This is a genomic window from Massilia sp. Masssp93 (genome assembly GCF_059491295.1).
Map to the genome: position 1 here is coordinate 821,517 of NZ_CP168502.1, position 26,317 is coordinate 847,833.

Here is a 26,317-nt window from a genome sequence, read left to right on the forward strand (position 1 = left end):
GTCGATGATGGTCGATTCGAAGCAGCCGGTGTTGGAAGTCACCGGCATCCACAAGGCTTTTCCCGGGGTGAAGGCGCTGTCCGAAGCAGGATTGCGCCTGTTCCCCGGCGAAGTTCATACGCTGATGGGCCAGAACGGCGCGGGCAAGTCCACGCTGATCAAGGTCCTCACCGGCGTCTATCAACCGGACGCCGGCAGCATCGTGCTGAATGGCCGGGCGATCCAGCCGCGCTCCACGCAGGATGCGCAGAACCTCGGCGTCAGCACCGTCTACCAGGAAGTCAATCTGTGCCCGAATCTGTCGGTCGCGGAAAACATCTTCATCGGGCGCTATCCGCGCCGCTTCGGCATGGTCGACTGGCGCAGCATGCGCACGCAGGCGGCCGCGCTGCTGGCCCGCCTCGAGATCCACGTCGACGTCAGCCGCCCGCTGGCGGATTATCCGCTCGCGATCCAGCAGATGGTCGCCATCGCGCGGGCGCTGAACACGGATTCGCGCGTGCTGATCCTCGACGAACCCACGTCCAGCCTGGACGAGGCGGAAGTGCAGATGCTGTTCTCGGTGCTGCGCCGCCTGCGCGAAGAGGGCATGGCGATCCTGTTCGTCACCCACTTCCTCGACCAGACGTATGCGATCTCGGACCGCATCACGGTGATGCGCAACGGCGAGCGCGAAGGCGAGTATGCGTGCGCCGATCTGTCGCGCCTGGCCCTCGTCAACAAGATGATCGGCGCGCCCGCCGACGCCGAACATGCGGCGGATGCCGCGCTGCAGGGCGAGGTGCCCGAACCCGGCGACGTCTTCCTGCGCGCACGCGGCATCGCGCGCAAGGGCGTGCTGTCGCCGGTCGACCTGGAACTGCGCCGCGGCGAGCTGCTGGGCCTTGCCGGCCTGCTGGGCTCCGGCCGCACCGAAACCGCGCGCCTGCTGTTCGGCGCCGACAAGGCGGACGGCGGCAGCATCGACATCGACGGCAAGCAGGTGAGTTTCGCGAACCCGCGCGACGCGATTCGCGAGGGCATCGGCTTCTGTTCGGAAGACCGCAAGCACGAAGGCGCGATCCTCGCGCTGTCCGTGCGCGAAAACCTGATCCTCGCGCTGCAGGCGCGCCAGGGCATCTTCCGCGCCATTCCCTTCAAGCGCCAGCAGCAGCTGGCGCTGGACTACGTCAAGTGGCTGGGGATCAAGACGGCCAGCATCGAGACGCCGATCGGCACGCTCTCCGGCGGCAACCAGCAGAAGGTCTTGCTGGCGCGCTGGCTCGCGACCGATCCGCGCCTGATGATTCTCGACGAACCGACGCGCGGCATCGACGTGCGCGCCAAGCAGGAAATCATGGATTACGTCAGTAACCTGTGCCGCAAGGGCATGTCCATTCTCTTCATCTCGTCCGAACTGCCGGAAGTGCTGCGCGTGTCGGACCGCATGGTCGTCATGCGCGACCGCAAGGCGTGCGGCGAGTACCGGCGCGGCGATCTCGACGAGACGTCCGTGCTGCACGTGATCGCGGGGGAGACGGCATGAGCACCACCGGCGCCACCGTCAAACCGGCCGCGCGGGCGGGGGCATCGCGCACCGCCTGGCTGCTGCATCCGCTCGTGCGTCCGATCGGCGCGCTCGTCGCGCTGCTGCTCGTCGACGCGTTCCTCGTGCCCGGCTTCTTCCACCTCGAAGTCAAGGAAGGGCACCTGTACGGCGCGATCATCGACATCCTCAACCGCGCCGCGCCGCTGATGCTGGCGGCGCTCGGCATGACGCTTGTCATCGCCACGCGTGGTATCGATATCTCCGTCGGCGCCGTCGTCGCGATGTCCGGCACCGTGTCGGCGATGCTCATCGGCGGCAGCACGCCCGAAACGCCGATGGCCCTCGCGCTGGCGGCGGCGCTCGGCGTCGCGCTGCTGTGCGGGCTGTGGAACGGCGTGCTCGTCGCCGGGATCAAGCTGCAGCCCATCGTCGCGACCCTGATCCTGATGGTCGCGGGGCGCGGTCTCGCGCAGCTGCTGACGGACGGCCAGATCGTCACCGTGTATTACCAGCCGTTCTTCTTCCTGGGCAGCGGCTACCTGGCCGGCCTGCCGTTCTCGCTGTTCGTCGTGGCCGCGGTGTTCGCGGCGACGCTGCTGCTGGTGAAGAAGACGGCCCTCGGCCTGTTCATCCAGGCCGTCGGCATCAATCCGGTGGCGGCGCGCCTCGCGGGCCTGCGCACCGCGACGCTCATCACGTTCGTGTACGTGTTCTGCAGCGCCTGCGCGGGCCTGGCCGGCATGCTGATCACGTCGAACATCAAGAGCGCGGACGCCAACAATGCGGGCCTGCTGCTGGAGCTGGATGCGATCCTCGCCGTCACGCTGGGCGGCACTTCGCTGGCCGGCGGCAAATTCAGCCTGGTGGGCAGCGTGATCGGCGCGCTGATCATCCAGACGCTCACCTCCACCATCTACTCGCTGGGCGTGCCGCCCGAAGTGAACATGGTCGTCAAATCCATCGTCGTCTTCGCCGTCTGCATCTCGCAGTCGAGCGAATTCAAGAACATCCTGCGGAGGTCCGCATGAGCGCGGTCGCAACGAATGCCCGCGGCCGCAGTGCAATCTCCGGCGCGCCGTGGTTCACGTCCATCGTCACCGTGGTGCTGCTGCTGGCGATGCTCGGCATCGGCGGGGCCGTGTATCCGGGCTTCCTGTCGCTGCAGGTGATCTTCAACCTCCTGATCGACAACGCCTTCCTGCTCGTGATCGCGGTGGGCATGGGCTTCGTGATCCTGTCCGGCGGCATCGACCTCTCGGTCGGCTCCGTGCTGGCGCTGTCGACGATGATCTCGGCCTGGCTGCTGCAGAACGCCCACTGGCCGCCGCTCGCCGTCATCGCGCTCGTGCTGCTGCTGGGCGCGTGCTTCGGCGGCGCGATGGGCGCGATCATCCACCTGTTCAAGCTGCAGCCGTTCATCGTCACGCTGGCCGGGATGTTCCTCGCGCGCGGCCTGTGCTACCTGATCAGCGTGGAGTCGATCACGATCGACAATCCGATGTTCACCGCGATGTCGCAGACGCAGGTGCCCATCTTCGGCGCGTTCCTGTCGCCGAGCGCCATCATTGCCGTCGTCGTCCTGCTCGTCGCGATCTGGCTCGCGCACTACACGGCGTTCGGCCGGGCCGTGTACGCCGTCGGCGGCAACGAGCAGTCGGCCGCGATGATGGGCCTGAACGTCGGCCGCACCAAGGTCCTCGTGTATGCGCTGTCGGGCTTCTGCGCGGCGCTGGCCGGCGTGCTGTTCTCCTTCTACATGCTGTCCGGCTACGGCCTGCACGGGCAGGGCACGGAGCTCGATGCCATCGCCGCCGTCGTCATCGGCGGCACCCTGCTCACGGGCGGCTACGGTTACATTGCCGGCGCGCTGTCCGGCGTGCTGGTGCTGGGCGCGATCCAGACGCTGATCGCCTTCGACGGCACGCTCAGCTCGTGGTGGACCAGGATCGTCATCGGGGCGCTGCTGTTCATCTTCTGCGTCGTGCAGCGCGTGATGGGCGGGCGTTCGAAACAATAAAGGCGGCTCGCGCGCACGACCTCCGGCCACACGGAGGCGGGCGCGGCCCCTGCTGTACCCGGCGTTGCCAACGCCGGTGATCGTACAACAACGGAGACTACATGCTCAAACCCACGCTCGCCGCGGCCCTGGTCGCGACGGCGGCGCTCGCCCACGCCGCCAATCCCATCACCAGCAAGATCTTCACGGCCGACCCGGCCGCCCTCGTCGACAACGGCCGCGTGTACCTGTACGTCGGCCATGACGAGGCGCCCGTCGGCGGCAAGGATTACCTGATGAACGAGTGGAAGGTGTTCTCCAGCTGCGACATGCAGCACTGGACCGAGGCGCCGAACGCCGTGCCGTTCTCCACGTTCAAATGGGCGGCCAAGGATGCGTGGGCCAGCGACATCGCGAAGCGCAACGGCAAGTACTACCTCTACGTGACCGTCGAGCACAAGACGATCCCCGGCAAGGCGATCGGCGTGGCCGTGTCGGACAGCCCGACCGGCCCGTTCGTCGACGCGCGCGGTTCGGCCCTCGTCACCAACGACATGACGCACGAGACGCCGATCGGCTGGGACGACATCGACCCTGCCATCTTCGTCGACGACGACGGCCAGGCCTACCTGTACTGGGGCAACACCGTCATGAAGTACGCGAAGCTGAAAGCCAACATGACGGAGCTGGACGGTCCGATCCACACGGTGGGCCTGGAAGCGTTCACGGAAGCGTCGTACCTGCACAAGCACGCCGGCAAGTACTACCTGTCGTACTCGCGCAAGTGGCCGGAAGAGACCGCGTACATGACGGGCCCCACGGCCACCGGCCCGTGGTCGTACGGCGGCGTGATCATGGAGAAGAACACGAACCTCGGCACGATCCACCACGCGATCATCGACTTCAACGGCAAGTCCTACATCATTTACCACAACGGCAAGCTGCCGACCGGTGGCGAGTACCGCCGCTCGGTCGCCGTCGAGGAGTTGCACTACGGTCCGGACGGCAAGATCCTGCCCGTCGCGCAGACGGCGCAGGGGCCGGCCGCGAATCCATCGGCAGCGTGCAAGTGATTATGGTTTAACGGAGATTTCCGTTAAATCGATATCAATAATGATATGATGTATTGATGGATACGACCAACCCGAACTGGTTTCTCAAGGCCCGCCTCAAGACCCGGCAGCTGCTGCTCTTGATCGCGCTCGACGACTACCGCAACATCCACCGTGCGGCCGACGAACTGCACATGACGCAGCCGGCCGCCTCCAAGCAGATCAAGGATCTCGAGGAGATGCTGGACGTCAAGCTGTTCGAGCGCCTGCCGCGCGGCATGGAGCCGACGATCTACGGCGAGACGATGATCCGCCACGCGCGCATGGCCCTGACGAGCCTCGCGCTGGCGCACGACGACATCGTCACGCTCAAGGCCGGCCTCACGGGCCAGGTCGAGGTCGGCGTGATCATGACGCCCGCGATGGCGCTGCTGCCGCGCGCGATCGCCCGCGTGAAGGAAGAGGCCCCGCTGCTGCGCATCGGCGTGCAGCTGGAGACCAGCAACCTGCTGCTCGACAAACTGCAGCACGGCATGCTCGACTTCATGATCGGCCGCATCTTCGACACGGGCGACACGTCCGGCCTGATCTATGAGGAGCTGACGGAGGAGCCGGCCTGCGCCGTCGTCCGTCCCGGCCATCCGCTGCTGGAGCGCAAGGCCCTGGCCTTGCAGGACATCGCGCCGCTGCCGTGGATCGTGCCGCCGCACGGCAGCATCCTGCGCTACCGCTTCGACATGATGTTCCGCCGCGCCGGCCTGGAGCCGCCGGCCAACGTCGTCGACACGACCGCGCTGCTGATGATCACGGCCCTGCTGCAGCAGACCGATTCGCTGCACGTGATGCCGATCGAGGTGGCGCAGTACTACGCATCGCTGAACGTGATGCGCATCCTGCCGATCGAACTGCCGTGCAAGATGGACGCGTTCGGCATCATCCGCCACCAGGACCACCTGCTGTCGCCGGGCGCCGACCTCCTGCTGCGCGCGGTGCGGGCGGCGGCCAAGGAGATCTACTGAGCCGGGGGCGCGCAGCCCTGTATTGCTCCTTCGTCCACAGCGCGATTGTGTTAGGCTGTCCGGCGCATCCGGCTGGTCCGGTGCCATCGCAATGTCTTTACAAGGAACCGCATGACTGCCTTCGTCATTCCGCCTCCCGCCGTCCCGGCCCTCGCCGTGGCCGGTTCCGACCAGGTATTCCCGCTGCGCCGCGTGTTCTGCGTCGGCCGCAACTATGCCGCCCACGCACGCGAGATGGGCGCCGATCCGAACCGCGAACCGCCGTTCTTCTTCACCAAGCCGGCGGACGCCGTCGTGCCGGCCAGCGGCACCGTGCCGTATCCGTCGTCCACGCGCGACCTGCACCATGAAGTCGAACTGGTCGTCGCATTGAAGGGCGGCGGCACGGACATCGCGCCCGAGCGCGCGCTGGACCTCGTGTGGGGCTACGGCGTGGGCCTGGACCTGACGCGGCGCGACCTGCAGGCCGTCGCCAAGAAGGATGGCCGCCCGTGGGACATGGCGAAGGGCTTCGACGCCTCCGCGCCGTGCAGCGCGCTCGTGCCGGCCGCGCGCACGGGCCATCCGCAGGACGCGCGCATCTGGCTGGAAGTGAACGGCCAGGCCAGGCAGGAAGGCAACCTGAACGAGATGATCTGGCCCGTGGCGGACGTGATCGCCGCGCTGTCGCGGCTCGTCGCGCTGGCGCCGGGTGACCTGATCTACACGGGCACGCCGGCCGGCGTCGCTGCGCTGAACCCGGGCGACCAGGTGCGCGGCGGCGTCGACGGCGTGACCACGTTCGAACTGCGGATCGGCACGGGGGCATGAAGACGGTCCTGCAGATCGGGGGTTTCGCGCCCGAGATCCAGGCCCAGCTCGACGCCGAATTCCGCTGCCTGGGCCTCGCCGATCTCGAACGCGAGCCGCACCTGGCGCCTCACGTCGGCGCCATCGTCACGCGCAGCAACCAGGAGGTGCCGGAAGACGTCGTGCGGCGCCTGCCGGCACTCGAGATCATCGCCACCTGCGGCGTCGGCTACGACCTGATCCCGCGCGCGCTGGCGGCCAGCCGCGGCATCGTCGTGGCCAACACGCCGGACGTGCTGAACGCCGCCGTGGCCGAGCTGTGCATCGGCTCCCTGCTGGCACTGCTGCGCCGCCTGCCGCAGGCCGACCGCTACGTGCGCGCGGGCCAGTGGACGAGCGCCGGCTTCCCGCTGGCGACGAGCCTGGCGGGCAAGCACGTGGGCATCGTCGGCATGGGCCGCATCGGCAAGGAGATCGCGCGCCGGCTGGAGATGTTCGGCGTCGCGCTCGCCTACCACGGCCGCACCGACCAGAACTTGGCGTGGCGCTACGAGGCCGACCTGGCCACGCTCGCGCGCGACAGCGACATCCTCATCGTCGTCGCACCCGGCGGCGCGGACACGAAGCACCTGATCGACGCGCGCGTGCTGGACGCGCTGGGCCCCGCCGGCTACCTCGTGAACGTGGCGCGCGGCTCGCTCGTCGACGAGCAGGCGCTGCTCGCGGCGCTGGAGCGGGGCGGCATCGCCGGCGCGGCGCTGGACGTGTTCGACAACGAGCCGGACATCGACCCGCGCTTCCTGCTGCTTCCCAACGTGATGCTCACGCCGCACGTGGGCAGCGCCACGCACGAGACGCGCGCGGCGATGGCGCAGCTCATGCTGGACAATGTGCGCGCCTGGTTCCGCAGCGGCAGGGCGCTGACGCCGGTCGAGCCGGACTGAGGCAATAGCCGCACCGCGGTGCGGCTATTGTGCGCCGCAGCGCGGCCGGGTGGATTACGCTCATCAAGACGAGCGCAAACCGCCATGGAGGTCCTATGCACATCCACACGCCCGCGTGCACCTGTTTCATCATCCCGTCTTCGATGCTGCGCAAGCTGGCCGTCCAGGCCGACGAGGCGGAGCGCCAGCGCCTCCTCGAGCAGATGGAACGCTCGGCCTTCCTGCGCGGCCAGCGCGCGGCCAGCGGCCTCGCCGCGCCGGGGCTGCAGGTGGCGCCCGGCGTCAAGCACCGCACCGTGTACGACGCGCACCACAAGACGCGCCTGCCCGGCAAGCTGGTCCGCACCGAGACGGCGGCGCCCGTGGCCGACACGGCCGTCAACGAGGCGTTCGACGGCGCCGGCACCACCTACGACTTCTACCAGCAGGTCCTGCACCGCAATTCCATCGACGGCCGCGGCCTGGGCATCGATTCGAGCGTCCATTACAGCAAGAGCTTCAACAACGCGTTCTGGAACGGCCGCCAGATGGTCTACGGCGACGGCGACGGCAAGCTGTTCACGGGCTTCACGCACGCGCTCGACGTGATCGCGCACGAGCTGACCCACGGCGTCACGCAGTACACCGTGCCGGGCGGGGGCCTCGTCTACGATGGCCAGAGCGGGGCGCTGAACGAATCCGTGTCCGACGTGTTCGGGTCCGTCGTCAAGCAATGGCACCTGAAGCAGACGGCCAGGAAAGCAGATTGGCTGATCGGCGCCGGCATCATGACGCCCGCCGTCGGCAAGGCGTTGCGTTCGATGGCCGCTCCGGGCAACACGGCCCTCACGTGGTCGGGCGACGACCAGCCGGGCACGATGGCGGGGTATGTGGAAGGCGGGGACGTGCACACGAATTCCGGCATCCCCAACCACGCGTTCTATCTCGCCGCGATGAAGCTGGGCGGGCACAGCTGGGACAAGGCGGGGCCGATCTGGTACCAGGCGCTGTCGCTGCTGCATCCGGACGCGACGTTCGCGGACGCCGCCCAGGCCACCGTCAAGGCGGCCGAGCTGCGCCACGGCGTCGGGTCCGCCGAGGCCGCGGCCGTGCAGGGCGCGTGGCACGAGGTGGGCGTCGTGTGATGCGCCTGTCGCTGCATTGCGTGGGCGGCTTCACCGGGCCGGCGGGGGCACAGACGCGCGACGTGGACGTCGACAGCCTGCCTGCGGCCAAAGGTACGCGCGTGCGCGGGCTCGTGCAGGCGCTCGACCTCGCGCAACTGCCGCCGACCTTGCTGAAGCCGCGGCCGCAGTCGTGGGATTTCACGTACACGCTGACGATCGATGACGGTACGCCGCGCCAGGTGCGCTTTCACCTCGACGCGGCGCCGCCGGCGCTGCGCGAGCTGGTCGAATTCATCGAACGAACGTAACGCGCGGCGCCGATTCTCAATTGGCCATGTTCCTGGCGACGATGGCATCCGTCGCCGCCTTCGCCTGCTGCAACGGCTGGTTCAACACCGTGGTCGCATACGCCGGTGCCGGTGCGGCGACCGTGCCGAGCGCGCTGCCGCCCTTGTGGCTGATGTCCACGTCGACCGTGGCCGACAGGCCCACGCGCAGCGGATGCGCCGCCAGTTCCTTCGGATCGAGCGAGATGCGCACCGGCACGCGCTGCACGACCTTGATCCAGTTGCCGGTGGCGTTCTGCGCTGGCAGCAGCGAGAACGCGCTGCCCGTGCCCGCGCCGAGGCCCACGACCTTGCCGTGGTAGACCACCTTGCTGCCGTAGATGTCGGCTTCGACGGTGGCCGCCTGGCCCACGCGGATATCGCGCAATTCCGATTCCTTGAAATTGGCGTCGACCCACAGCTGGTCCAGCGGCACGATCGACAGCAGCGGCGCGCCCGGCGCGATGCGGCTGCCGACCTGCACGCTGCGCTTGGCCACATAGCCCGACACCGGCGCGACGATCGCGTTGCGGCGCGCGGCCAGCCACGCGGACAGGTAGTCGGCCTTCGCGGCCAGCACGTTCGGGTGTTCGGCGGGGGACACGCCCGCCACCGTCACGCGCGCGGCCGCCAGCTGCTTCTGCGCGACTGTAAGTGCGGCCTTCGCGTCGTCGACGGCGCGGCGGGCGTGCGCCACGTCTTCGCCGGAGACGAGGTTGTCGGCCGCCAGCGGCGCGCGGCGCGCCAGGTCTTCCTGTTTCGCCTTGAGTTCCACGCGGCGCTGGTCGACGACGGCCTCGTACTGCGCCACGCTCGTGTAGCGCTCGCGCTGCTGGCGCACGGCCGTGCCCAGGCGCGCCTCGGCCTGGGCCAGCGCGACTTCCGCGTCGGACGGGTCGAGGCGGACGATCTCGGTGCCGGCCTGCACCAGCTGGGTCTCGTCGGCGCGGATCTCGACGACGCTGCCCGTCACCTGCGACGACACGTTCACGAGGTTGCCGCCCACGTAGGCGTTGTCGGTCTCGACGCGCTTCGATGCGACCAGCGCATACCAGGCGGCGTAGGCCGCGCCGGCGGCGAGGAAGGCGACGGTGATGCCGGCCAGGACGACGCGGCGTTTTTTATTGGAGGTGACTGGGGTCTCGGTGCTCATGGTCGGTTTGGCTTCGTGTTCGATTGGGTGAGGGCGGGCGGCGTCGCGTGGTAGCCGCCGCCGAGCGCGCGCGCGAGCGCGACCTGCGTCTGCAGGCGCGCGTCCGTCAGCTGCAGGTCGACGTCGCGCTGGCGCAGCACGGCCATGCGCGCCTGCTGCACGGCGCTGCGGTCGGCCAGGCCGCGCTGCATGCGGGCCTCGGCGTTCGCGGCCAGCTTGCGGCTCGCCGCCAGCGTGACGGCGTGCGCCTGCGTCTCTTTTTCGATGCCTTGCAGGGTGGCCGCTTCGCGCGCGCCGTCGCGCACCGCGGTCAGGACGGCCTCGTTGTACTCGGCCAGCAGTTCGTCGCGGCTGGTGCGTGCGCTGCCCAGTTGGGCGTGCAGGCGGCCGCTGTCGAACAGGGGCAGGTCCAGCGTGGCGCCGAGGAGCGGCGTGCGGCTCGGATAGCGCAGCAGCTTGCCGAGCGACGTCGCATCGAGGCCGATGGCGGCCGCGAGGTTGATGTCGGGCCGGAACGCGGCTTCGCTGGCGGCCACGCGCCCCAGCTGCGCCTCGACGCGCCAGCGCGCGGCCTGCAGGTCGGGACGGCGCGCGAGCAGCTCCATGCCCAGTTCGCGCGGCACGGCGTCGATCGCCGGCGCGCTCTGGAAGCGCGCGAGGTCGTTCAGCGCGGTGGCGTCGCCGCCAACGAGGGCGCGCAGGCCTTCGCGTTCGCGCGCGGCGTCCGTGTCGTAATGGGCCGCCTGTTCCTGCAGGCTCGCGAGGTCCTGCTCCGCGCTCTGTAGCGCATCGGCGCTGATCAGGCCATGCGCCATGCGGGTCTTGCGGCCGGCGATCACGTCGCGCTGCACCGCGATCAGGGCGTTCGTGTTGTCCTGGCGCGCCCACAGCATCTGCAGGCGCAGATAGCTTTGCACGACGGATGCGGCGAGGGTCTGGCGGACCTGGGCGGCTTCGGCGGCGGCCGCATTCGTTTCGCCCAGCGCGGCGGCGATGAGGGCGCGGTGCTTGCCCCACCAGTCGAAGTCGTAAGAGGCGCGCAGCGATACGGAGGCGTCGTTGAACCACGCCCCGCCGATCGGCGGCGGGAAGAAGCCGTTCGACGAATAGCGTTGGCGGTTCAGGCCCGATGCGAGATCGACCTTGCCGCCTTCGTTGGCGACTTCCGCGCCGAACGCGGCGCGCGCGCTGGCGACGCGCGCGGCGGCCACCGCGAGCGACGGATTGTCGCGCAGGGCGCGCGCCACGAGGCCGTTCAGCTGCGGGTCGTGGTAGTCGAGCCACCACTGCTCGGCGGGCCAGGCGTCGGCCGGCAGCTGGATGGCCGGTGCATGCTGCGCCTTGGCGAAATCGGGGCCGCGCACCTGGCGCGCGTCCGGCGGGACGCTGATGCAGCCGGACAGCAGGGCCAGCGCGGCGGCCGCGATGGGAATGAGTTTGAAGTGTCGCACGTTGTTCGGGTCTTTCGCTTATTCGAGGGCCGCGTGGTCGATCTGCGCCGGCGCGGCGGCCGCCTTGGGCGGGCGGATCAGCAGCAGCGTCGGGATCACGGCCAGGGTCAGGAGCATCATCAGCCAGTAGTCGTCGACGTAGGCGATCATCGACGCCTGGCGCGTGATTTCGTTGTTGATGAGGGCGGGGCCGGCCTGCGTCGCCATGTCGTAGAGGCTCATCGGATCGTGCACGGCCGGATTCGCGGCGTTCACCTGCGTGGCCAGCGACGCGTGCGCGATCTGCGTGTTGCGCACGAGGAGGGCCTGCACGAGCGCGATGCCGATCGACGAGCCGATATTGCGTACGAGGCTGTACAGCGCCGTGCCTTCCGCGCGCATCTGCGGCGACAGCGTCGCGAACGTGGCGGCCGACAGCGGCACGAACACGAGGCCCAGGCCCACGCCCTGGATCACGCCCGGCCACACGATGTCGGACTGCGACAGCACGAGCGTGTAGTGCGTCATCTGCCACAGCGAGAACGCCGTGATCGCGAAGCCGACGCCGAGCAGCAGGCGGAAATCGACCTTGCCCGTGAGGCGCCCGACGATCATCATCGCGGCCATCGTCCCGAGGCCCGACGGCGCCGTGACGAGGCCCGCCAGCTTGGCCGGATAGCCCATGAGGCCCTGCAGCATCGTCGGCATCAGCGCGCGCGTCGCGAACAGCACCATGCCGACGATGAAGATCAGGAGCAGGCCCGTGACGTAGTTGGCGTTCTTGAGCAGGCGGAAGTCGACGAACGACTGGCCGGCGGGGCGCGTCAGCGTGTGGCCGATGAAGTACGCGAAGGCGAGCGTCGTCAGGATCAGTTCGACCCACGTCTCGGTCGAGCCGAACCAGTCGTTCTGCTCGCCGCGGTCGAGCAGCATCTGCAGCGCGCCGATGGCGACCGACAGCGTGACGAAGCCGAACGTGTCGAAGCGCACGCGCCGCGCCGGGGCGGCCGCGTGGATGTAGCGCCAGATGCCCCAGAAGGCCAGCGCGCCGATCGGTACGTTGATGAAGAAGACCCAGCGCCAGCTGTAGCTGTCCGTCAGCCAGCCGCCCAGCGTCGGGCCCAGGATCGGTCCGATCATCACGCCCATGCCCCACACGGCCATCGCCGACCCGTGCTTTTCGCGCGGGTTGATGTCGAGGAGGACGGACTGCGACAGCGGCACGAGCGCCGCGCCGAACACGCCCTGCAGCATGCGCGCGACGACGATTTCCGTCAGCGTGGCCGAGATCCCGCACAGCACCGAGGCGAGCGTGAAACCCGCGACGGACACGAGGAACACGCGCTTCAGGCCGAAGCGGTCGACGAGCCAGCCGTTGAGCGGCGTCGCGATGGCGGCCGCCACGATGAACGACGTCAGCACCCACGTGATCTGGTCCTGCGACGCCGACAGCGACCCCTGCATGTGCGGCAGGGCGACGTTGGCGATGGTGCCGTCCAGCGCCTGGATGATCGTCGCCAGCATGATCGAGATCGTGATCATGGTGCGGTTGATGGGCGCGGCCGTCGTCACAGGGTGTCCTCGAGGCGCTTCTTCAAGGTCTCCAGCAGGACGGTCGCCGTGGCCAGCGCCTGCGGGTCGAGGCCGGCCAGCAGGTCGGCCCGGAATGGCGCCGCTTCGCCGATGACTTCGGCGTAGACGGTCTTGCCGGTGTCGGTCAGGTGCACGAGTTTCACGCGGCGGTCGAGGGGCGAGGGCGCGCGCGCGACGAAGCCGTCGCGCTCCAGGCGGTCCAGCATCGACACCATCGACGGCCCCTCGACGCCGACCAGGTCGGCCAGCGCCCGCTGCGACATCGGTTCGCCCGACTTGGCGATCATCGCGATCGTCATCCAGCCGGACTGGCCGATGCCCAGGTGCTTGAGGCGCTTGTCCAGCGCGAGCCGCCACAGCCGCGCGCTCGTGTGCAGGGCTGCCGAGAAGCGTTCTTCGAACGATTCGGGTAGGCTACTCATCATTAGTCATAAAATAGATAGGAACCTATCGATTTTATGCGACGTTGGCGAACTGTGCAAGCTGGCAATGAAATCGAAGGCAATTTCCCAAAACCGGGCTCTGACCCCGAATTGACGATGAAATCGAGGGCAATTTCCCAAAACCGGGCTCTGACCCCGAATTGACGACTTGACGGTTCAGGCGGGCGGTTCGGCCTTGTCCAGCGTGAACACGGCGTGGACGTCGCCGGCCACGATGCCGCGCGCGTTCCGGAGCGGCGGTGCGCGGTACGGGTCGAGGTGGGCGCGGCGCGTGGCGTCCAGCAGGCCCAGCTGATCGAGCACGGAGAACGTGGCCGGGTGCAGCGCGCGCGGGGCGCCGTCCGCCACCTTGATCGCGATGCCGATGCCGGCCGAGCGGATGCCGATGGCCTGCACGGCGTCCGCGCCGATCTTGGCGACCCAGTCGCCGCCGCCGGCCTGCATCCACGCGAGGTCGGTGCGCGAATCGCCCGACACCATGTCCGGGTGCGCCGTCATCGCGTCGAACAGGTCGCCCAGCGCGCCGCCGAGGCGGGCGTCCGGCCCCGGTTGCGCCAGGCGCGCATACAGGTGCGCGAGGCGCGCCAGCGGCATCGCGTAGTTCGGCGCCGAGCAGCCGTCGATGCCCATCGGCAGCGTGTCTTCCGTCATCTGCACGCAATCGGCCAGGGTGGCGCGGATCGCGCGCTGCAGCGGGTGCGCGGGATCGACGTAGTCCGCCGTCGGTGCGCCGTGCAGGCGGCACCAGGCGAGGAAGCCGCTGTGCTTGCCCGAGCAATTGTGGTGGACCGTGCGCCAGCGCCGCCCCGCCGGCACGGGCAGGCCGACGGCGTCGTAGTACAGCGGCGCCGCGCAGCCGCAGGCGAGCTGGCTTTCGTCCACGCCGATCTTGTCGAGGATGGCCGTCACGCCCACCAGATGCTTTTCCTCGCCAGAGTGGCTGGCGCACAGGAGGGCCAGTTCGGCGCCGGTGAAGCCGAAGCGGGCCGGGCCGTCGTCCAGGACGAAGGGCAGGGCCTGGAACGGTTTCAGGGCCGAACGGGTGAACGTCATGACGTCGGGATCGCCCGCCGACCACAGCAGGCGGCCGGCCACGTCGACGACGGCGATCGAACCATGGTGGATGTTCTCGACCGCGTAGCCGCCGGCCAGGTCGCGGTCCCGCGGATAGCCACGCGTCGTGGCCACCAGAGGCACTGGATGCATCGGTCTCTCCTTCGTCCGGATGGGGTTCTCGACGCCGCCACTGTACCGGATATCGGCCGCATGGTGCGCGCCCGAGCCGGCGCGGACGATGTCAAAAACTATATGCATCCGCAGCAATCCGCCCCGGTTTTTCGACAGTTCATCCCCCGTTTTCGACGCTTCGGCGGTTCGCCGATGACGCCGCCGCGAGCGCTTCCTACACTGTCATCACTCGCCGCACATTATCGATGCGGCGATATGAAAAACGGTGGACCCATTGAGCATCCGGCGATCATTTTGAAATCGCGCTTGTGGTCCGTTCTATATTTCGTATCTTGACTTCGGAGCAATCATGCGTATTCCACAAGCCCTGGCCTTCATCGGCGCCGCCACCCTGTCGCTGTCGGCGTTCGCCGACCCGTCCATCGCGCCCTCGTCGGCCAGCGCCAGCGCCGTGCAGTTGCCGGGCACGTCGCACTCATACCGCCTGAACGAGGACGAAGCCCGGCACATGCGCGGTGCGTTCCTGCTCGCCGACGGCCGCACGATGAAAGTGACGAACCGGATGAACCGGCTGTACGTGGACATGGACGGCAAGCACGAAGAACTGGTGCCGGTCGGTCCCAAGAAATTCGTCACGCGCGACACGGGCACCATCATCGCGTTCAACGAGGTGCCGTACGCCGACGAGGTCGTCGTCAACCAGGCCGCGCGCTGATGCGCGGCGCCCAACACGGCCGGCCCGGCCGACACGGTCCGGGCCGGCGCCTTTCAGCGCGGCGCGAGCGGGGCGGCCACGCCCCGGCGCCGCACCCCTTCCGCCGGTGCGCGATCGACGGTCAGATCGGCGCGCCGAAGCGCCCGGCCTGGTAATCGGCGATCGCCTGCTGGATTTCCGCACGCGTATTCATCACGAACGGCCCGTGCGCCACGACCGGTTCGCGGATCGGCTCGGCATGGCCCAGCAGCAGCAGGCTGTCGCGGTCGGCCAGGATCTCGATCTCGTCGCCCTGCGGTTCGAACTCGGCCAGGTGGCAGGCGCTGACCGTCTCCGGCATGCACTGGATCACGCCGCGCACGACGTACAGGAACACATTCCGATCGAGGAGGCCGTCCAGGTGCAGGCGCGCGCCCGCCTTCATCTCCACCGTGCACAGCGCCACGCCCGTCAGCGATTCGACCGGACCCGTCACGCCGCCAACCGTTCCCGACACGAGGTGCACGCGCACGCCGTCGCCCTTGTCCACGACCGGTATCCCGTCGGCCTGCAGTCCCACGTAGCGCGGCGCCGTCATCTTGAGCGCGGGCGGCAGGTTGACCCACAGCTGCAGGATCTCCAGGCCGCCGCCGCGCTCCATGAATTCGCGCGGCGACACTTCCGCGTGCACGATGCCGCGGCCGGCCGTCATCCATTGCACGCCGCCGGGGCCGATCACGCTCTCGTGGCCGGCGCTGTCGCGGTGGGCCAGCAGGCCGTCGAGGATGAAGGTGACGGTCTCGAAGCCGCGGTGCGGATGCGGCCCGAACGGCAGGCCGCGGTTGTGCGGCGGGTAGACCTGCGGTCCGTGGTGGTTGAGGAACAGGAAGGGATCGATCTGGTCGAGGTGCGGACCCGGCACGGGACGCCGGGTGATCAGGTCGCCGATGTCGTCGCGCAGCGCGGCATGCACGCGCCGGATGATCTTGTGGGCCATGCTCGTTTCTCCGCTTCTCCGATGGTTCGAACCAATACGATACCCCATCGCACGCACTTCCCGCATCCCTGCTAGACTCGTTGCGCTTTTGCAATCATGGAGACGATAACGATGAAAACGAAAACATGCGCACGCAACCTGGCCGCGGCCATCAGCCTGGCCTGGGCGGCAAGCGCGATGGGGGCGCCGACCGCGACCCCGGCCGTGCCCGGCGACGCCGCGATCAAGGCGGCCAAGCATGCCGTCACGGCCTATCGCGACGACGTGGTCGCCACGCTGTCCAGGCTCGTCAGCTACAACACGGTGGCCGACAAGGCCATCCCGTGCGAACGCAATCCGCGCCACATCGCGTTCAAGGCCTACCTGAAGCAGGAAGCGGAGCGGCTGGGGCTGGACTTTACCGATTACGGCTGCGTGGCCGTCGTCGGCCTGGGCAAGGGCAGCGAGCGCGTGGGTCTCGTGGCGCATGGCGACGTGCAGCCCGTCGATGCGAGCAAGTGGAAGAAGTCGCCGTTCGAACTGGACGCCACGAGCGAACCGGGCCGCCTGCTGGCGCGCGGCGCCGAGGACGATAAAGGCCCCATCGCCACCGCGCTGTACGCGATGAAGTCGCTGAAGGACCTGCAGGTGCCGCTGTCCAAGCGCATCGAGCTGTACGTCTACATGGCCGAGGAATCGGACTGGGGCCCGCTGGAAGCCTTCATCAGGGGGCACACGCTGCCGCAGATGAACATCACGCTCGACGCAGAATACCCGGCCGTCACGGCGGAGAAGGGGTATGGCACGCTGGCCGTCACGATGCCGAAAACGACCGCCGCGCCGCCCGCGGGCACGCCCTTCGTGAAGGAATTCCGCGGCGGGTTCTTCGGCAGCCAGATTCCCGAGGACGCGCAGGCCCTCGTCGCCGACGCGACGCCGGCACTGGAGGCGCAGATCCGCGCGCGTGCCGGCAAGCAGGTCGGCATGCATTACCAGTTCGAATGGAAGGGCAAGGACCTGCTCGTCACGGCCAAGGGCCTGTCGGCGCACTCGTCCAAGCCGGAAGACGGCGTCAACGCCATCAGCATGCTGGCCGACGCGCTGGCCGTGCAGCCGTGGCCGGACACGACGGCAGGCGCCCTGGTGAACTTCCTCAACGAGATGGTGGGCACCGGCTACTTCGGCGAAAAATTCGGCAGCATCGCCTACCGCGACGCGTTCATGGGCCCGATGACGTTCGCGCCGACGGTGATCCGCCAGCACGACGACGGCGGCATCGAACTGTCGATCAACATCCGCCGTCCGCAGGGCAAGACCAAGGAGCAGCTGACCAACGAGATCAATGCCGCGCTGGCGCAATGGCAGGGTGCGCACGTGCAACTGGCGAACATCTCGGCGCAGATCGGCGACCCGTGGATGCAGAAGGATGCGCCCCAGCTGCCGGTGCTGATGAAGACGTTCGCGTACTTCACGGGCATCAAGGACCCGAAGCCGGTCGCCATCGGCGGCGGCACCAATTCGCGCCTGTTCCCGCACGCCGTCAGCTTCGGCCCCGCGATGCCGCACACGGTCTATACGGGCCATTCGGAACACGAGTTCATCACCACCAAGCAATTGCTTCTGAACCTCGAGATGTACACGGCCGTGCTGGCCGAGCTGGCCAAGTAACGCCTCCCGCGGGCATGGTCGTTCCATGCCCGCGTCCTTCCTTCCCACGACACATTTGCCCGCCAGCCGCGCCCGCTCGTGGGGGCGCTTCACGATTTTGGTCGCTCGGCCGTCGTGTAGGTCTCGGTCTCGCCAAAATGTGTAAATCCTTCCAAAAATTTTGTAGGTTTGAGCCTACACGACGTCCTTCTTCATAGGGAAAAAATGCCTGTCCGGCGGCTTTTCCCTAGGAGAGACAGCAGACCGCGCCAAGGCCTCCGGACAAGCCTCCGCGCGGCCCGTTGATTGTCGGAAAATCAATTGCTGACGCCGAGAAAATGTGGCGAAAACGCCATGATAGGATCAAACCTGACCGCGACCGGATACCCGAAGTCGCGCAAGGAGCAATGCCTGACCTGCCGATGCCATGCACAGCCAAGACCTGATAAAACCTGACGGAAGACATCTGACGTTGTACAGCAACCGGCCCATCCCGGACGGCATCGTCGCGACCAGTCCCTTCGCCGAGCCGCAGCACGCCAACCCGCACCTGCGCTGGCATGCGCTGCGCGGCGAGTGGGTCGCGTATGCCGCGTTCCGCCAGAACCGCACGTATCAGCCGCCGCCGCAGTACAACCCGCTGGCGCCCACGCGCGACCCGGCACACCCGACCGAGATGCCGGCCGGCGACTACGAGATCGCCGTGTTCGACAACCGCTTCCCGTCGCTGGCGCCCGATGCGCATGAACCGCCCACGCTGACGGTGCCGAGCGCGCCCGCCAACGGGCAGTGCGAGGTCGTCGTGTTCACGCAGGACCCGCAGGCGGCGCTGGGCCGCCTGCCGCTGGCGCGCATCGAACTGCTGCTGGAAGTGTGGGGCGACCGCACGCGGCGCCTGAAAGGCCGCAACCACATCCAGTACGTGCTGCCGTTCGAGAACCGCGGCGCCGAAGTGGGCGTCACGCTGCATCATCCGCACGGCCAGATCTACGCCTACCCGTTCGTGCCGCCCGTGCCCGCGCGCCAGCTGGCGCAGGAGCGCGAGTACTACCTGCAGCACGCCACGAGCCTCCTTTGCGACATGGCGCGCGACGAAGCGGCGGACGGCAAGCGCGTGCTGTACCAGGACGAGCATGCGATCGCGTTCGTGCCGGCCTGCGCGCGCTATCCGTACGAGGTGTGGACGATGCCGACCGGCCCTTGCGGCGACTTCGCGGCGCTCACGCCGGCACAGCGAACAAGCCTGGCACGCGCGTTGAAGACGGTGCTGTTCAAGTTCGACTGCCTGTGGGAGCGCCCGTTCCCGTACCTGATGGTGTGGTACCAGGCGCCGACCGACGGCGCCGACCACCCCGAGACGCAGCTGCACTGCCAGTTCTATCCGCCGTACCGCACGCGCGACCGCCTGAAATACCTGGCCGGCACGGAGATCGGCGCCGGCATGTTCGCGATGGACGTGCTGCCCGAGACGACCGCGTACGAATTGCAGCAGGTCGACGTGCGGCTGGAGGACGCGGCATGAGCGCGCTGCCGGACCGCGGCGCCGGACGATCGGCCGGCGAGGTCGCGGACAAGCTCGCGCTGCTGCGCGCCGCGCTGGCGCAAACCGGGGCCGGCGCAGTGCGCCTGCGCGGCACCGACTGGTTCGCGTGGGCGACGGCGGGAGGCGACGCCGCCGTGCTGCAGGGGGCCGACTGCGGCGTGGCCGAGGTGCTCGTCACGCACGACGACGCCGTCGTCCTGACCGACGCCATCGAGGCCGAACGCCTGCGCCTGGAACAGGTGCCGCCCGGTTTCACGTTCCACATCGCGCCGTGGGCCGAGACCGAGCTGCGCGAGACCCATGTGCTGGGCGCGGCCCGCGGCGGCGCCGTGCTGTCCGACCGCCCGCGCAACGGCAACGGCAACGGCAACGCCGAGCAGCCGCTGCCCGCGAGCCTGCGCCTGCGCCGCATGGTGCTGCAGCCGTCCGAACAGGACCGCTACCGCGCGCTGGGTGCGGAGGCCTCCGCCGCGATGACGGCGACGCTGCGCGCCGCGCGTCCGCACTGGACCGAGCTCGACCTCGCGGCCGCGGGCGCGCAGGCGTTGTGGCGGCGCGGCATCCAGCCCGCGCTCGTGCTGGCCGCGGGCAGCAGGCGCCTGCAGGCGTTCCGCCATCCCGTGCCCACGCGCGAGACGCTCGGCGCGCGCGCGATGCTGGTGTTCTGCGCGCGCCGCCACGGCCTCGTCGCGAGCCTGTCGCGCGCCGTCGCGTTCGGCGCATTGACCGTCGACGAGCGCAATGCGGAGGCGGACCTGCTGCAGGTCGAGGCGACGGGCCTGGATGCCGTGCGTCCGGGCCAGTCGCTGGCCGCCGTCTACCACGCGTTCGATGCCGCCTATCGCCACGCCAACCGGCCGGAGGCGATCCGCGAGCACCATCAGGGCGGCATCGCGGGCTACCAGGCGCGCGAGATCGTCGCCAGTCCCAGCACCGCGACGGGGATCGAGGCGGGCATGGCGTTCGCGTTCAATCCGAGCTTCGCCGGCATGAAAGTGGAAGACACGTTCCTGCTCGGCGCGCATGGGCTGGAAAACCTGACGCTGGACCCGGACTGGCCGGCGACGACAATCCAGGGCCGCGCGCGGCCCGTATGGCTGGAGGTGGCAGACCATGAATGATCCCGAGACCTTCTTCGGCGGCGCCCCGGAGGCGCACGCGTCGGCACCCGGCCGCGTGAACCTGCTGGGCGAGCACACGGACTACAACGACGGCTACATGCTGCCCGTGGCGACGCCGCAGCGGACCGAGGTCGCGCTCGCGCACAGCCACGACGACCAGCACCACCTGTATTCCGGCACGCTGGACGGCAACGTCACGTTCGCGGCGAAGGGCGGCAGCGCGCCGCAGGGCTTCGGCAGCTATATCGAAGGCTGCATCCGCCTCGTGGAAGCGACGGGCGTCACGGTGCCGCCGCTGCGCGTGTTCGTGACGACGACGCTGCCCGTGGGGTCCGGCCTGTCGTCGTCCGCGGCGCTCGAAGTGGCGATGCTGCGCGCGCTGCGCAACCTGCTCGGCTTCACGCTCGACAACGTGACGCTGGCCAGAATAGCCCAGCGCGCCGAGATCGAATATGCCCGCGTCAACTGCGGCATCATGGACCAGATGGCGTCCAGCCTGTGCGACGAGCGCAACATGCTGTTCATCGACGCGCGCACGCTGGAGCACCACCTCGTGCCGATGCCACCCGGCACGGAGCTGATCGTCGTCGACTCCGGCGTGCCGCGCACGCTTGCCGCCAGCAAGTACAACGAGCGCCGCGCCGAATGCGAAGAGGCGTCGCGCAAGCTGGGCGTGCGCGCGCTGCGCGACGTGACCGACCCGGCGGCGGTCGACACGCTGCCCGAGCCGCTGCGCCGGCGCGCCCGCCACGTCGTGCTCGAAGACCTGCGCGTGCTGGAAGCGGCGCAGGGCGTGTCGGCCGAACGTTTCGGCGAACTGATGAACGCGTCGCACGACAGCCTGCGCGACGACTACGAGGTGTCGATTCCCGAGCTCGACCAGCTGGTGGCCGCGCTGCGCGCCGCCCCGGGCGTGCTCGGTGCGCGCCTGACCGGCGCCGGATTCGGCGGCGCGTGCGTGGCGTTGTGCCGCGCCGGAGGTCAAGAAAAATTCGCAGCAAGACAGGCAGCGGAAACTGCACTCTCCACCTACAACAAAGCTGGACGCCAGGGACGCATCCTGATCCCGGTCCCGACCCAAGGAAAGGAAAACAATGAGCCAGTTTGAGTATCCCCGCCCGCAGCTGGTCCGCGACAATTGGATCAACCTGAACGGTAAATGGCGCTTTCGTTTCGACGATGAGCTGGTCAACAAGATGCCGGAAGGCGTGAAAGGCTGGACCCACGAGATCAATGTCCCGTTCGCACCCGAGACCGAGATGTCCGGCATCCAGGACACCGGCTTTCACCGCTTCTGCTGGTACGAACGCGACTTCGAGGTGATGCCGTCCGAGAACCGTGTGATCCTGCACTTCGGCGCCATCGATTATTTTTCCCGCGTGTGGGTCAACGGCCAGCTCGTGGCCGAGCACGAGGGCGGCCACACGCCGTTCCGCGCCGACATCACGCCCGCGTTGAGAGCGGACGGCAAGCAGACCGTGACCGTGTTCGTCGAAGACGATCCGGCCGACCTGGCCAAGCCCCGCGGCAAGCAGGACTGGCTGCTGGAACCGCACTCGATCTGGTATCCGCGCACGACCGGCATCTGGCAGACCGTGTGGGTCGAGCAGGTGTCGCGCACCTTCATCCAGAACCTGCGCTGGACGCCGCTGTTCGAAACCTTCGAGATCGGTTGCGAAGTCATCGCCGGCGGCGACATCCAGGAAGACATGTTTGTCGAGGTTAAGATTTGGCACGGCAAGCAATTGCTGGCGGACGACAACTACAAGCTGCTGGCCGGCGAGGCGAACCGCAAGATCGCGCTGTCCGACCCCGGCATCGACGATTCGCGCAACGAATTGCTGTGGAGCCCCGAACGCCCGACCCTGCTCGACGCCGAGGTGATCCTGCGCTGCGGCGACAGGATCGTCGACCACGTGAAGTCGTACACGGCGCTGCGCTCGTTCCACATCAACCGCGACCGCCTGCTGCTCAACGGCCGCCCGTATCCGCTGCGGCTCGTGCTGGACCAGGGTTACTGGACGGAGTCGTTCCTGACGGCGCCGTCGGACGACCACCTCAAGCGCGACGTCGAACTGGCCAAGCTGATGGGCTTCAACGGCGTGCGCAAGCACCAGAAGATCGAAGATCCGCGCTACCTGTACTGGGCCGACAAGCTGGGGCTGCTCGTGTGGGAAGAGATGCCCTCGGCCTACCGCTTCGCGCCGCGCGCGATCACGCGCATGGTCAAGGAATGGACCGAGGCCATCGAGCGCGACTACAGCCACCCATGCATCATCGTGTGGGTGCCGTTCAACGAATCCTGGGGCGTGCCGAACCTGACACTGACCCAGGCGCACCGCAACGCGGTCGAGGCGCTGTACCACCTGACGCGCACCCTCGACTCGACCCGCCCGGTGATCGGCAACGACGGCTGGGAAGCGTCGGCCACCGACATCCTGGGCATCCACGACTACGACTGCAGCCCGGACAAGCTGAAGGCGCGCTACGAGGTCAGCGACCCGGTGCGCACGCTGTTCGATCAACGCCGTCCCGGCGGACGCATTCTCACGCTGGACGGCTTCCCGCACCGCGGCCAGCCCATCGTGCTCACCGAATTCGGCGGCATCGCGTACGACCCGAACGCGACGCCCGAGGACGGCACGTGGGGCTATACCCGTGCCCATACGGCCGAGAGTTATCACGCGCTGTACCAACGCCTGCTGAAGGTGGTCAACGAGACCTTCATGTTCAGCGGCTTCTGCTATACCCAGTTCGCCGACACGTTCCAGGAAGCGAACGGCCTGCTCAACGCGGACCGTACACCCAAGCTGCCGTTCGAGGTGATCAGCGCGGCGACGCGCAACGTCGCCCTCGAACCCAAGGACGTGGAAGAGGAGGGAGACATGCCGGGCGCAGCCTGACGTCTTGCGCCGCCCGGCGCGCTCCGAACCCTGTCGCGAGCACGGCACCCGCAGGGCGCCTGCCCCATCGCTGCGCGGTCACGCATGGCCGCGTTGATGGACGGACACGCCCGTCCGTGCCGCGCGACCCGCGTTCGCCGGCGCGCCGCGGTGCGGGCGGTCCGGCTTTGCATCGATCAACCGACCGCCCTCGGGCGACAAGGAGCCCATCATGTCCACGATCGTCGTTTTCAGCCACCTGCGCTGGGATTTCGTGTTCCAGCGGCCGCAGCACCTGCTGTCGCGCCTGGCCCAGCATTATCCCGTCCTGTTCGTCGAAGAACCGGTGTACGACGATGGCGCCCCGTTCATGGAACGCTCCAGCCCCGCGCCGAACGTGACCGTGTGCCGCGCGCACACCCCGATCCACGCCAACGGTTTCCACGACGAGCAACTGCGGCTGCTCCAGCCCATGGTCGCGCAGCTGGCACCACCGGGCGAGGACGTCATCGCCTGGTTCTATACGCCGATGGCGCTGCCGCTGCTGCAATTGCTGCGGCCCGCGCTCGTCGTGTACGACTGCATGGATGAACTGGCGTCGTTCAAGAATCCACCCAAGCAATTGCTGCAGCGTGAAAGCGCGCTGCTCTCCATCGCCGACCTCGTGTTCGCCGGCGGCCCCAGCCTGTACGAGGCGAAGCGCCACCGCCACCCGAACGTCCACTGCTTTTCCAGCAGCGTCGACGTCGTGCATTTCCAGCAGGCGCTGGACCGCGGGCGCGCACATCCGCAGCAGGACGCCATCCCGCATCCGCGCCTGGGCTTCTACGGCGTGCTGGACGAGCGCTTCGATCCGGACCTCGTCGGCGCCGTGGCCGAAAGCCACCCCGAGTGGCAGATCGTGCTGGCCGGACCGATCGTCAAGATCGATCCGGAGCGTCTTCCACGCCGCCCCAACATCCATTACCTGGGCCAGCAGCCGTACGCGGCGCTGCCCGACCTGCTCGCCGGCTGGGACGTCTGCCTGATGCCGTTCGCCATCAACGAGGCGACGAAATACATCAGCCCGACCAAGGTGCTCGAATACATGGCGGCCCAGCTGCCGATCGTCAGCACGCCGATCGCCGACGTCGCCAATCCGTACGGCCACGTCGTCGCCATCGCGGCGACCGCGGACGAATTCATCGCCGCGTGCGAGGCCGCGCTGGCGCAGACGCCCGAGCAGCGCCGCCACATGATCGATGCGATGCAGGCCGTCGTCGCCGCGACGTCGTGGGACAACACGGTCGCGCGCATGCGCGAGCTGATCGACACGGCGCCGCCGCGCACCGACCGGCGCGCCACCCCGCGCAGCCTCGACGCGGCGGCCGACGCGGCCGCCGTCTCGCTGCGTGGCGACGCCCGGCGCGGCTCGAAGGTCAATCCGTTGCGCGTCCACGAGCCGCATGTGGGCACGATCGTCATCGGCGGCGGCCCGACCGGCCTGTCGGCCGCTTACCACCTGGGCGCGGATACGCTGCTGCTCGACCGCAACGAGACCGTCGGCGGCTGGTGCCGCTCGATCGACGACAACGGCTTCACGTTCGATCACGCCGGCCACATCATGTTCTCGAACGACCCGTACGTCCTCAAGATGTACGAGGTGCTGCTGGGCGATAACGTGCACTGGCAGAATCGCGAAGCGTGGATCTACAGCGAGGGCGTATATACCCGCTATCCGTTCCAGGGCGCGCTGTACGGCCTGCCGCCGAAGGTGATCACGGAATGCGTGATGGGCGCCATCGAAGCCCGCTACGAAAGCGCGGAGGGCAGGACGACGGCCGCGCAAGCCGTCGACGACTGCTGCGCCGACGGCACGGCCGACGTCTGCAACACGGACCGTGCCGTGAAAGGCGAAGTGCGCAACTTCGAGCAATTCATCTACAAGGTGTGGGGCAAGGGCATCGCGAAACACTTCGCGATTCCGTACAACCGCAAGATCTGGACCGTGCCGCTGTCCGAGATGGAAACGTCGTGGCTCGGCGGCAGGGTGCCGCTGCCGAACCTGGAAGAAATCATCCAGGGCGCGCTGGAGCCGTCGCCGGCGCCGCTGGGGCCGAACGCGCGCTTCGGTTATCCGTTGAAGGGCGGGTTCCAGGCGCTGATGAACGGCTTCCTGCCTCACATCAAGGGCAAGATCGAATTGAATGCGGACGTCGTGAAAGTGCTGCCGCGCGAACACATCGTCGCCCTGCGCGACGGCCGCCGCTTCCGCTACGACGACCTGATTTCCACGATGCCGCTGCCGGAGCTGGTCAAGGCGATCGGCGACGAGGCGCCGGAAGAGGTGAGGGCGGCGGCGAAGGGCCTGCGCCACGTGTCGATCCGCTGCGTGAACATCGGCATCGACCGCGTCGCCACGGACAAGCATTGGATCTACTACCCGGAAGACACGATCTTCCACCGCATCTTCGTGCAGGGCAATGCGAGCCCGGGATGCAATGCGCCGGGCGGCTTCGGCTTCACGTGCGAGATCTCGTACTCGCCGTATAAACCGCTGCCCGTCGACGGCGACGCGCTGATCGAACGCGCCATCGCGGATTGCCGCAAGGTCGGCATGATCCGGGACGGCGACACGATCCTCGCCGCCAACCAGGTCGACATGCCGTACGCCTACGTGCTGTACGACCACGCGCGCGCCCGCAACGTGGCGACGTGCAAGGCCTGGCTGAAGCAGTTCGACATCGTCCTCGTCGGCCGCTACAGCGAGTGGGAATACTACAACTCCGACCACGCGCTGCTGGCCGGCAAGCGCGGCGCGGACATCGTGCGTGCCAGGCATACGCAGGCGCAGCAGGTCGGGGCGGAATAGGAACGGTGCCCGGGCGCGCTGCGGGATGCCGCCGGC

General features: G+C 68.3%; 23 protein-coding genes. 17 read left to right on the forward strand and 6 right to left on the reverse strand.

Features of this window, described 5'->3' with window-relative positions:
• The first annotated feature begins 4 nt into the window (after nt 1-4).
• From ACEN9Q_RS03555 to ACEN9Q_RS03595, 9 genes are all read left to right on the forward strand, one after another.
• On the forward strand, nt 5-1,525 hold the full coding sequence (locus ACEN9Q_RS03555; RefSeq protein ID WP_056439534.1) for a sugar ABC transporter ATP-binding protein: 1,521 nt from the start codon (nt 5-7) through the stop codon (nt 1,523-1,525).
• Nucleotides 1,522-2,556, forward strand: a complete 1,035-nt coding sequence (locus ACEN9Q_RS03560; RefSeq protein WP_495627398.1) for an ABC transporter permease — start codon at nt 1,522-1,524, stop codon at nt 2,554-2,556. The genes ACEN9Q_RS03555 and ACEN9Q_RS03560 overlap by 4 nt, the downstream gene beginning before the upstream one ends.
• Nucleotides 2,553-3,545, forward strand: a complete 993-nt coding sequence (gene yjfF, locus ACEN9Q_RS03565; protein ID WP_056439540.1) for a galactofuranose ABC transporter, permease protein YjfF — start codon at nt 2,553-2,555, stop codon at nt 3,543-3,545. The genes ACEN9Q_RS03560 and yjfF overlap by 4 nt, the downstream gene beginning before the upstream one ends.
• A gap of 101 nt (nt 3,546-3,646) precedes the next feature.
• Nucleotides 3,647-4,597 (forward strand): glycoside hydrolase family 43 protein, encoded by a 951-nt coding sequence (locus ACEN9Q_RS03570; protein ID WP_056439543.1) that lies wholly within the window; start codon nt 3,647-3,649, stop codon nt 4,595-4,597.
• Nucleotides 4,598-4,653: 56 nt separating this feature from the next.
• On the forward strand, nt 4,654-5,595 hold the full coding sequence (locus ACEN9Q_RS03575) for a LysR family transcriptional regulator (protein WP_056439546.1): 942 nt from the start codon (nt 4,654-4,656) through the stop codon (nt 5,593-5,595).
• Nucleotides 5,596-5,706: 111 nt separating this feature from the next.
• The gene (locus ACEN9Q_RS03580) at nt 5,707-6,405 is read left to right on the forward strand and encodes a fumarylacetoacetate hydrolase family protein (protein WP_495627399.1); all 699 of its coding nucleotides are present in this window, start codon (nt 5,707-5,709) and stop codon (nt 6,403-6,405) included.
• A complete protein-coding gene (locus ACEN9Q_RS03585; protein ID WP_056439551.1) occupies nt 6,402-7,328 on the forward strand; it encodes a 2-hydroxyacid dehydrogenase in 927 nt (308 codons plus the stop codon). The genes ACEN9Q_RS03580 and ACEN9Q_RS03585 overlap by 4 nt, the downstream gene beginning before the upstream one ends.
• 95 nt (nt 7,329-7,423) lie before the next feature.
• A complete protein-coding gene (locus ACEN9Q_RS03590; protein ID WP_495627400.1) occupies nt 7,424-8,452 on the forward strand; it encodes a M4 family metallopeptidase in 1,029 nt (342 codons plus the stop codon).
• On the forward strand, nt 8,452-8,742 hold the full coding sequence (locus ACEN9Q_RS03595) for a protealysin inhibitor emfourin (RefSeq protein WP_056439555.1): 291 nt from the start codon (nt 8,452-8,454) through the stop codon (nt 8,740-8,742). Before ACEN9Q_RS03590 ends, ACEN9Q_RS03595 begins: the two co-directional genes overlap by 1 nt.
• 16 nt (nt 8,743-8,758) lie before the next feature.
• Here the strand turns inward: ACEN9Q_RS03595 and ACEN9Q_RS03600 are convergent, their stop codons facing one another.
• From ACEN9Q_RS03600 to ACEN9Q_RS03620, 5 genes are all read right to left on the reverse strand, one after another.
• Nucleotides 8,759-9,913: an HlyD family secretion protein gene (locus ACEN9Q_RS03600; protein WP_056439559.1), complete on the reverse strand. Its 1,155-nt coding sequence runs from the start codon at nt 9,911-9,913 to the stop codon at nt 8,759-8,761.
• A complete protein-coding gene (locus ACEN9Q_RS03605) occupies nt 9,910-11,364 on the reverse strand; it encodes an efflux transporter outer membrane subunit (protein ID WP_495627401.1) in 1,455 nt (484 codons plus the stop codon). The genes ACEN9Q_RS03600 and ACEN9Q_RS03605 overlap by 4 nt, the downstream gene beginning before the upstream one ends.
• Nucleotides 11,365-11,382: 18 nt before the next feature.
• Nucleotides 11,383-12,885, reverse strand: a complete 1,503-nt coding sequence (locus tag ACEN9Q_RS03610) for an MDR family MFS transporter (protein ID WP_056439716.1) — start codon at nt 12,883-12,885, stop codon at nt 11,383-11,385.
• A 26-nt stretch (nt 12,886-12,911) separates the two neighbouring features.
• Entirely contained in the window at nt 12,912-13,358 is a 447-nt protein-coding gene (locus ACEN9Q_RS03615) for a MarR family winged helix-turn-helix transcriptional regulator (RefSeq protein WP_056439719.1), read from the reverse strand.
• A gap of 177 nt (nt 13,359-13,535) precedes the next feature.
• Nucleotides 13,536-14,585 (reverse strand): asparaginase, encoded by a 1,050-nt coding sequence (locus tag ACEN9Q_RS03620; RefSeq protein WP_495627402.1) that lies wholly within the window; start codon nt 14,583-14,585, stop codon nt 13,536-13,538.
• Here ACEN9Q_RS03620 and ACEN9Q_RS03625 point away from each other — a divergent pair.
• Nucleotides 14,580-14,903 (forward strand): hypothetical protein, encoded by a 324-nt coding sequence (locus tag ACEN9Q_RS03625; RefSeq protein ID WP_495627403.1) that lies wholly within the window; start codon nt 14,580-14,582, stop codon nt 14,901-14,903. The genes ACEN9Q_RS03620 and ACEN9Q_RS03625 overlap by 6 nt on opposite strands.
• Before the next feature lie 13 nt (nt 14,904-14,916).
• Nucleotides 14,917-15,282, forward strand: a complete 366-nt coding sequence (locus ACEN9Q_RS03630; protein ID WP_056439570.1) for a hypothetical protein — start codon at nt 14,917-14,919, stop codon at nt 15,280-15,282.
• Nucleotides 15,283-15,403: 121 nt separating this feature from the next.
• Here ACEN9Q_RS03630 and ACEN9Q_RS03635 read toward each other — a convergent pair whose 3' ends face one another.
• Nucleotides 15,404-16,258: a pirin family protein gene (locus ACEN9Q_RS03635; protein WP_495627404.1), complete on the reverse strand. Its 855-nt coding sequence runs from the start codon at nt 16,256-16,258 to the stop codon at nt 15,404-15,406.
• 111 nt (nt 16,259-16,369) lie between these two features.
• On the opposite strand from ACEN9Q_RS03635, the gene ACEN9Q_RS03640 reads away from it, so the two are divergent.
• From ACEN9Q_RS03640 to ACEN9Q_RS03665, 6 genes are all read left to right on the forward strand, one after another.
• Nucleotides 16,370-17,905 (forward strand): dipeptidase, encoded by a 1,536-nt coding sequence (locus tag ACEN9Q_RS03640; protein ID WP_495627405.1) that lies wholly within the window; start codon nt 16,370-16,372, stop codon nt 17,903-17,905.
• A gap of 406 nt (nt 17,906-18,311) precedes the next feature.
• Complete coding sequence (gene galT, locus ACEN9Q_RS03645) at nt 18,312-19,406, forward strand: galactose-1-phosphate uridylyltransferase (protein ID WP_495627406.1); 1,095 nt, start codon at nt 18,312-18,314, stop codon at nt 19,404-19,406.
• Nucleotides 19,403-20,548, forward strand: a complete 1,146-nt coding sequence (locus ACEN9Q_RS03650) for a M24 family metallopeptidase (protein ID WP_495627407.1) — start codon at nt 19,403-19,405, stop codon at nt 20,546-20,548. Before galT ends, ACEN9Q_RS03650 begins: the two co-directional genes overlap by 4 nt.
• Nucleotides 20,541-21,656, forward strand: a complete 1,116-nt coding sequence (gene galK, locus ACEN9Q_RS03655) for a galactokinase (protein ID WP_056439581.1) — start codon at nt 20,541-20,543, stop codon at nt 21,654-21,656. The genes ACEN9Q_RS03650 and galK overlap by 8 nt, the downstream gene beginning before the upstream one ends.
• Nucleotides 21,643-23,451: a glycoside hydrolase family 2 protein gene (locus tag ACEN9Q_RS03660; protein WP_056439584.1), complete on the forward strand. Its 1,809-nt coding sequence runs from the start codon at nt 21,643-21,645 to the stop codon at nt 23,449-23,451. The genes galK and ACEN9Q_RS03660 overlap by 14 nt, the downstream gene beginning before the upstream one ends.
• 211 nt (nt 23,452-23,662) lie before the next feature.
• On the forward strand, nt 23,663-26,281 hold the full coding sequence (locus tag ACEN9Q_RS03665) for an NAD(P)-binding protein (protein WP_495627408.1): 2,619 nt from the start codon (nt 23,663-23,665) through the stop codon (nt 26,279-26,281).
• The last annotated feature ends 36 nt before the right edge of the window (nt 26,282-26,317 follow it).